General features: G+C 60.8%; 5 protein-coding genes. All 5 read right to left on the bottom strand.

What is annotated here, in order from left to right; genetic code table 11:
* Positions 1 to 32 precede the first annotated feature (32 nt).
* The 5 genes from F451_RS0104500 to F451_RS24810 all read right to left on the bottom strand — a co-directional run bounded on the left by F451_RS0104500 (position 33) and on the right by F451_RS24810 (position 7,218).
* Positions 33 to 839: an efflux RND transporter periplasmic adaptor subunit gene (locus F451_RS0104500; protein WP_020680155.1), complete on the bottom strand. Its 807-nt coding sequence runs from the start codon at positions 837 to 839 to the stop codon at positions 33 to 35.
* Positions 839 to 2,821, bottom strand: coding sequence for a preprotein translocase subunit SecA (locus tag F451_RS0104505; RefSeq protein WP_020680156.1), 1,983 nt, complete (start codon positions 2,819 to 2,821; stop codon positions 839 to 841). The genes F451_RS0104500 and F451_RS0104505 overlap by 1 nt, the downstream gene beginning before the upstream one ends.
* Positions 2,822 to 4,969 carry a site-2 protease family protein gene (locus F451_RS0104510; RefSeq protein WP_020680157.1) on the bottom strand — a complete coding sequence of 716 codons (2,148 nt, stop codon included), beginning with the start codon at positions 4,967 to 4,969 and terminating at the stop codon, positions 2,822 to 2,824.
* Entirely contained in the window at positions 4,970 to 6,796 is a 1,827-nt protein-coding gene (locus F451_RS0104515) for a GAF domain-containing protein (protein WP_020680158.1), read from the bottom strand. It lies immediately after the preceding gene.
* Between the two features lie 89 nt (positions 6,797 to 6,885).
* Positions 6,886 to 7,218, bottom strand: coding sequence for a DUF3467 domain-containing protein (locus F451_RS24810; protein WP_020680159.1), 333 nt, complete (start codon positions 7,216 to 7,218; stop codon positions 6,886 to 6,888).
* Between the last annotated feature and the right edge of the window lie 5 nt (positions 7,219 to 7,223).

A 7,223-nucleotide genomic window follows, 5' to 3' on the forward strand; every position in this document is an offset into this window, starting at 1 on the left:
CGGGTCTAAACGGATTCAACATTGCAGCGCGTCTATTTGCTGACCAGCTGATCCAGCTCGAAGTTGACGCTGCACTTGAGCCCGGCCGGCAGCAGGTAGTCCGGGTTGTCCAGCTGCAGGCGCACGCCGAAGGTACTGCTGGCGGCATCCAGTACACGGTCGACAATCTCGATCCGGGCCCGGTGACTGCTGTTAAGCGGGTTGGCCAGCGTCACCTGGGCGGTGGCGCCGGTCTTGATCTTGCCCAGATACTCGGCCGGCACCACGACCTCGACATACAGCGGATCCAGCTGGACCACCTGCAGGATCGGCTCCTCCCCCACATACTCGCCGGGGTCCAGGAAGGTATCCACCACCACGCCGGTAAACGGACTGCGGATGGTTTTCTGCGCCAGCATCGCCTCGGTCTGCCCCATCTCGTAGCCGTACAGGCGGTTGGTAATGACGATTTCGTCCTTTTCCTGCTCGGAGATCAGATTCTGCTCATAGAGCTCGGTATTGCGCGTGATGGTTCGCTTGCCGTATTCGGTCTGGGCGCGGTTGAGCTTGAGCGTGGCCTCTTCCACATCGGCGCGCAGCCTGAACAGCACCTGGCCCTTTTTCACCAGATCGCCACGTTCTACCTTCACCGTATCCAGCACGCCCACCACGGGGCTGGCGATGCGGGCATCGACGCTGGGGGTCAGCAGGCAGTCGGTGGCCAGGCTCTGCTCGTCGGCCGCCTGTTGCTGCGGGGCGTCCAGCGGGGCCGAGAGCAGCCGTTCGACGTCGTCCAGGTTTGCGGCCAGGGTATTGCCGGCCAGGGCCAGCAGAGCAATAGATACAAGGGTCTTGGTCATCAATCGGTGGATCCCGAGAAAGCGAGCAGCTCATTGAGCTTAAGATCATACTCAAGGGTTACCTGGCGGGCCAGGTAGTTTTGCCGCTCGGTAAATTGCTGTTCCGTGCGCAACGCATTCAATGCCATGCGCTGGCCCGCGGCTGACTCCAGACCCAGAGACCGGGCGGTTGTCAGCAAACTTTTGGCTTTAAGGGTTCTGACGGGCTGGTTCTCCAGCGTCAGTATCATTTCAAAACTGCCGGGATCCCCCAGCCGACCGCAGCGTCCGGCCAGCTGCCGGTCGACCCGGGCGGATTCGTAATGCTCGGTCAGAATCACATGCAGCCCGCCGGCCTGTTCTACCGCCGGGGCAAGCTTGATGTCGGTTCCGCGCCCCGCCATGTGAGTGGCTACCGTCACCCGGCCGGGTTCGGCGGCCTGCGCCACTACCTGGGCCTCATCCTTGTCCTGCTTGGCACTGAGTACCCGATGCGCAATCGCGGCCTGCTGCAAATACTCACTGGCACGTTCGGAACTGGCTACGGAGTCGGTTCCAATCAGTACCGAGCGCCCCTCGCGGATCAGTATCTGGCAACGCTCGATCACCGCCTGCCAGCGCTGCTGATCGGTGCTGAACACCCGCGCCGGGAGCGTTTCACGCCGGGACAGCTTGTGCGTAGGCACCGGCGATACCGCCAGTCCATACACATTCCACAGTTCGCTGCGCACTTCCCAGGCCGTTCCGGTCATGCCGCTCAGGTGCAGGTAGCGGCGAAAGAAGTTCTGGTAACTGATTCTCGCCAGGGTGACCCGCTGGCGGGTCAGTTCGCAGGATTCCTTGAGCTCCACCATCTGATGCAGTCCGCGCTCCCAGGAGCGCCCCTCCATCACCCGGCCGCTGAGGGGGTCAACCAGCTCTATCTTGCCTTCGCGCACCAGGTAGTCTTCATCCGCCGTGTAGATAAAGCGCGCCAGCAATGCCTTGTGAACGATCTCTTCCCGTCGAATAGAGCCCCGGTACAGCGGCCCGAGTCCTTTACTCAGCCGGCGCAGGGTTTCGCAGCCCTGCTCGGTCAGGTCGATCTGCCGACGCTCCCGGTCCAGCTCGAAATCGGAACCTTCGCACAGCTCAAACGAGAGCGCATAGCCGGTCTCGATAAACTGCTGTTCCTCTTCATTGCCCTGCGTGCCGGATATGATCAGTGGTGTTCTGGACTCATCGATCAACACGCTGTCGACCTCGTCCACCAGGGCAAAATGCAGTCCGCGCAACTGCAGCTGCCTTTCCAGCCGGGTGCTTTTCAGCGATTCCACCTGCAACCGCAACGGATGGGTCTGGGGCATTTTCATGCGATCACGCAGATAATCGAACACCAGTTCCTTGCCGGTCACATAAACGATGTCACAGCCATAGGCCTGACGTCGCTGTGCCGGGCTCCGCTCGTGCGTGATAAGACCAAGAGTCAGGCCAAAGCGCTGATACAAAGGCTGCATTGCCATGGCATCGCGTTCGGTGAGGTAATCGTTCACGGTGATCACATGCACCGGCAAGCCGGACAGCGCAGCCGTGATGACCGGCAGTACCGCCGTCAGCGTCTTTCCTTCGCCGGTTTTCATCTCGGCGACCCGTCCCTGCAGCAGAATCCAGCCGCCAATGAGCTGACTGTCAAAGTGCTTCATCCCCAGTATGCGCCCCGACAGCTCGCGAATAATGGCGAACAGCTCTGCCACCGGCTCATCCATGAAGCCCTGCTGGCGCAAGCCTTCGCCGAGCAGCCGGGCCTGGATAATCAACGCCTCGTCGTCTGCCGACTCAAGCGACGGCGCAAAGCCGGCTACCCGGCGGACAAATCGCTTCTGACGCAGTTTGAGACGCCAGGCCCTGTGCTCATAGAAGCCGCACAGCCGGTAGAACAGTCGATCGAGCCACCCCCGCTGCACGCTTTTGCGCTCGGGACGGTGCCGATAATCTGCCGGAGGATGGCTGCGGATTGTACTCACTCAGAACTCCAGTTTTCGCAGCAGCACTCGGCGCGCGTTGCGATACAGGCGATAACCCACCGGCTCCGGGGTATGCTGAAACCGCACATAGACCCGCTCGCCTATTTTCTGGATCGGCAGATCGTTCACCGCCAGATCAAACAGAAATACGGTTTCAAATGCCTCGGGCTGATCCTGGTTACCGGGGTCAAGCGCAAACTGTCCACCGCCGGACACTGACAGTGCCGGACTTGGCAGGATTTTCTGCGCACTGGGCACCTCATCCACCAGATGTGCGGGAATTTCCCTGTCCACACGCTCGGCCAGGCGAACCGTGACCGCCTGCATGTCGTTGCGTATGGCCTCCACGTCATCCTGCCCCACCGCAACCCGTATGCTGTAAGTCCCCGGTTGCAGCATATACCCCAGCAGCGTACCCCTTGGCATCAGCCGCCCCAGCGGATCGACCGGCAGCGCCAACTGAAACATACCCGACTCGCCACTCAATACGGTCAGACCCTTGCGTTCATCAACATAACGGGCCAGCTGCGCCCTGGCCTGAGCGATTTCCTCCAGCATGATCGCCGCCTCATTGCGCCGCTCGTCGGCAATGGCGGTACTGTACAGCACCATCAGCTCTTTCAGACGCCCCGCTGACTTTTGGGTATCGGACTCCAGCTGCTGATTTTCACTGACAAAGAGTACTTCCCCGCTCTCGACACTCTGGCCGGAGGTCACATTGATCTGTTGCAGGAAACCGGTGCTGCCTGTCTGTACCCGGGCCTCTTCCGGCGCCCAGAAAACCCCGTGGACAACGGTCATTTTGGGTACCGGCACGACAAACAGCAGCATAACTACCAGCGTGGCAAGGCCGGCGGTCACAGCAAGAATCCGGCCTCTCTTGTTCAATACACTTCTATCCATAGTCAGATACTTGATCATGCCCACAATCGGTTTGCCGAACATATTGTAAAGCGACAGTATCGCCAGCAATATGCCGATAAAAAACAGCTCACTGGCGACAAACAGCACGATCGTCAGCGTGATGAATACCCGGTATACAAAGCTGCACAGCGCATAACAAAACAGCCACCAGGCTTCCTTGCGGCTGTACGCCGGCGAGGTTTCGTCCGCCAGCCCCAGCAGATAACGTTTGCACAGGTACGTCACCTGGCGCGTGCTGCGGGCCCCCAGGTTGGGAATCTCCAGAAAGTCGCCCAGCACATAGTAGGCATCGAAGCGCAGCAGCGGGTTGCCGTTGAACAACACCGTGGATACCCCGGCGATCAGCAGGGTGTTGAACGCCAGGCTGCGCACCACACCGGGTTCTGCATTCACCCAGACCCACATGGCCAGAGCCGCGATCGAGGCCTCCACCAGAATGCCCGCCGCCGCCACCAGCATGCGATGATGCTTGCTGCGAAACGACGCCGATGCCGAGGCGTCGACATAGGGGATGGGCATGAAAATGAGGAACATGATACCCATCTCATGCACCTCGCCACCCCAGCGCTTAACCGCATAGGCATGCCCGAACTCGTGCACCAGCTTGACCACCGGGTAAGCCAGCCAGATCAGCACCAGGTTCTCGGCGGCCAGCACCCGGTCCGCCAGGTTCTCGGTCAGCTCGGGCCAGTGGTAGGCCGCCTGGCTCAGGGCCCAGCCAATGCAGAAAAGCCACAACAGCCCGGTAAGAGGATTGAACAGCCAGCGGCTCAGGCCGGCCGTGCGGTTCAGAAACGGCTCGGGGTCCAGCAGCGGTATTTTCACCGCCAAGGGCGACTTGAAAATCGCCAGCAGGCGGTTCTGCTTGTCCTTGCGCCGGCGTTCGCTCAATTCGCCAATGTCGGGGATCACATCCGACTGGATCACATCGACCCGGTACAGCTGGGACAGCAGCCGGATGACCTCATCCTGCGATGGCATGTCATCCCCCAGCTGCTCGCCGGCACGGTGCCAGAGATCATCAAGGGTGCGCCGGCCATCCATCAGCCCGATCAGGCAATAGGCCTCGGGGGTAAAACGGTGGTAACGGCCGGTGGCATCGTCCTGTACCACGTACCAGACATCACCGCGGTAGACATGCCGGTTGATCTCCACGTGCGAACGCAACCGGGGTTTCAGGTCCGCCACCCGGTGCCAGGACGCGCTGAAAAGTGACTCTGCCACTTAGGGCCACCACGCCCAGAGCTTAAGCCGTATCCACTGCTGCAGCGGGTACGTCCAGATCCAGATGAGTTTGTGCTCGCTGACCTCGATCTTGCCAACGCCTTCCATGCCCGGTCGCAGCTCCGGTGCCGGCTCACTCAGCTCAGCCTCCACCCGGAAAAAATTGCCGCCATCGCGCGACTCGGTGACCGGCGTGACCTGTGTCACCCTAAAGTCAAAGGTGTGTTCCGGCAGGGAATTGAGCACCAGACGCCCAGCCTGCAATTCGGTGATGTCGGCCATGCGGTGTTCATCCACCCAGAGAATCACCCGGTAGCTGTCCAGCGGCGCGACCTCGAACAGCAGTTCGCCCTGCTCTACCGCACTGCCAAGCCGCTGACTCAAGTCACCGCTGACCACAAAACCGTCGAACGGCGCGCGCAGCCGGGTGCGCGACAGCTTGCTGACAACCAGTTCGAGCTCGGCCCGGTTCTGCTCCAGCTGCGCCTGAACCACCTTGGCTTCGGAGCGGTCCCGATTGGCAACCGCTTCCTCGTACTGGCGCTGGAGCTTGGCCTGCTCACTCAGGTGGCCGAGCTTTTCGAGCGTCAGGTCGCGGTCGTCCAGCCGGCTCATTTCCTGGCCGGCGACAACCCGCTCACCGGCCTTCACATCGGCGGATTCCAGATAGCCCTCAAAGGGCGCCACGATGGCACGGCGTACCGAGCCTTCGAGCACACTGTCGGCGGCCACCCGATAGGAGCCGGTGGCGACACTGAAAAACGCCACGACCGCCGCCAGCACGATCAGGCTGAGCTTGCGCCCCAGATAGCCTTTGCCAATCAGCCGCTTCACTTGCGTGCCGCACGCGGACCCCAGGTGCTGATACCAGGTCTTGTCCTGGCTGTGCTTGTTCTTCAGCGCCTCGCCGGATAGCGCCACTATGCTGCGGATCCGGTCCACTTCGTCCGGGACGAAGGGCCGGTCGGCGGCGCGTTCCAGCGTCACCGCCCCGAAATAGTCCTCGCCTGAATGCAGCGGCACCGTGAGCAGCCGCGCATTACCGTAAGACAGGGAAAACTGCATGTGCTCGCGCTCAACCAGCAGGGTGCTGTCATCGTCACTGCCTGGGTAGTTGATCACGCCACGCTGCAGAACAGCTTCATCCATCACACCGCTCAGGCGGCGAATCAGGTTCATCTTTTTGCCAAACTGGGCGCTATGTGACAGGGCCGTTATCTGTATCTGAGCCCCTTTACTGAGGCCGAAACTGACCCGGTCACAGCCGTAGGCCGTGGCCAGTTCATTCACGAACGTCATGGCGGCACTGTGGAAACCCGACTCCGCCAGTACGGCGCCCAGCAGGTCGACTGCACCGGACAGGCGCTCGAACTGCAGGTTTTTCTCCTGGCCGCGGTGCCGGCGCAGCAGCAGCTCGATCCAGGCGCTGCCCCACTGTACCTGTTCCATGATTTCCGGCAGCACGAGGTTCGGAACGCGCAGCGAAAGCGCCACCACACCGGCCAGCTCGTCATCGACCCGAATCGGGAAGGCAACGCCGTAGCCACCGCCCGCCAGGGAATGCACCAGGCCGGTGGCCTCATCGATACCCTCTTCGATGAGCGCGGTGAACTCCGCATCCGGCTGCGACTTTTCGGGCCAGATTGCCGTGGGCTGAAAACCGGCCTCGCCGCTGTCCAGTACCAGTGCCGCCATGGTCACACTGCCGATGCGGGTACACAGCAGCGCCAGCCAGTGCTGGCAATACTCTTCATAGCTCGCGGCCGCACTGAATTGAACCCAGGCCTGGCGCAATCCATCATGGGCAGTTTCAGATTCTATTTGCATTGAATGTTTGATTTAGCCAAAAGCAGACAGGACTTCATCAGCCATACCCGAATGAGGCCGGGCATGGCTGAACGTATTAAGGCAGGGTATCAGTGGCTGGGCTGAGGATCTTCGGCCGGCGCCGTCGCCGCCGGCGTCGCAGCACTTTCACCAATCTCGCCAAAACGGGCTTCATACTGCGCCAGCACGTTGTTCAGCAGCGTCGCCATGCGCTTGGCCGCAAACGGATTGAGGATGATGCGATCGGACAGCTCGATTGACAGTTCTTTCTGCTGTGCATTCCATGCCTGGTTAAGGCCGAACAGCAGCGTAATTTCTTCACGGGTGCTGGAAACATTGCACACGTTGGCATACGTGCTCTTCATGCGAGAGTCATCCCACTTGATAGTAGGCACTTCAACTTTCTGCTTGGGCTTATCCATTGTTA

Source organism: Marinobacterium rhizophilum DSM 18822 (genome assembly GCF_000378045.1).
GTDB lineage: Bacteria > Pseudomonadota > Gammaproteobacteria > Pseudomonadales > Balneatricaceae > Marinobacterium_A > Marinobacterium_A rhizophilum.

Coding starts and splice junctions, on each gene's coding strand:
- F451_RS0104500 (WP_020680155.1), bottom strand. CDS start 839: ATGACCAAGACCCTTGTATCTATTGCTCTGCTGGCCCTGGCCGGCAAT.
- F451_RS0104515 (WP_020680158.1), bottom strand. CDS start 6,796: ATGCAAATAGAATCTGAAACTGCCCATGATGGATTGCGCCAGGCCTGG.
- F451_RS24810 (WP_020680159.1), bottom strand. CDS start 7,218: ATGGATAAGCCCAAGCAGAAAGTTGAAGTGCCTACTATCAAGTGGGAT.